Here is a 913-nt window from a genome sequence, read left to right on the forward strand (position 1 = left end):
GGTGCATTTTGTCCACAGATTTTTGCTGTGGACAGTCAAAAAGCTCGAGGCTTCCATGTTTTCCACATGTGAATTCCTCGAGCTTTTGGTATATAAAGTGTTGTTATAAATTTTGGGCAAATTCAAATTTATTCATCAACAGATTTCAGCCAGCTGCTCGCTATCAGTCCGTGACCGGCTACAGTCGGATGGACACCGTCATCTCCTGTGTAATAGCTGAACCCGTCCCTTATTCCAGCCGCATTTAAAAGTCCATCCAGCGGAATGAGTTCAGACTGATAATCTCTGGCCATCTTCCTGACGATCTGAATTCGTTTATCCAGGTCATTCCTCCAGCCCACTCTATCTTTCGGATAAGGCAGGACAAAAGGCTCCATTAAAATGACTCGAGCATCCGTTCTCTGGTGAAGCGATTTCAGAAGAAAGCGGTAGTCTGATTCAAACTCATCCAGTTCTTCATCTGTCAGTTCTACTCCGTCATTCTGATTACGCCATGTGTCATTTACACCTATAAGTAATGTGACGATGTCAGGATTAATAATCAGGCAATCATCTTCCCATCGCCTTTTAAGATCTTTCAGACTGTCTCCGCCAATACCCCGATTCAAAACTGTCAGCCTCTTCGCCGGATAGCGTGACTGAAGATGCGAAGCGACCATCAATGGGAATCCCTTACCTAAATCTTTGCCGTCCATACGGTCACGGCCTACATCTGTTATGCTGTCACCGATGAACAGCAACGTATCATTTTTGTTGATTTTCATTATTTTCCTCCTAGAAGGTGCCCAGTAATTACCAATTTTTTTGTTTTTTCGTGTTGTTTTAATGCAACTATCGTTGCTCTATCAATTAAAATACAAAAAGGCACCTCTTCCCCCCTTAATCTGATAAAATGAAGTTCACTAAAAACAAA

1 protein-coding gene is annotated in these 913 nt (G+C 42.4%); it reads right to left on the reverse strand.

Annotated features, from left to right (window positions below):
* Positions 1-128 precede the first annotated feature (128 nt).
* A complete protein-coding gene (locus ACYQ2O_RS12450) occupies positions 129-764 on the reverse strand; it encodes an SGNH/GDSL hydrolase family protein (protein ID WP_459796732.1) in 636 nt (211 codons plus the stop codon).
* Positions 765-913: the final 149 nt, after the last annotated feature.

It is taken from the genome of Alkalibacterium sp. m-11 (assembly GCF_054658155.1).

Coding starts and splice junctions, on each gene's coding strand:
- ACYQ2O_RS12450 (WP_459796732.1), bottom strand. CDS start 764: ATGAAAATCAACAAAAATGATACGTTGCTGTTCATCGGTGACAGCATA.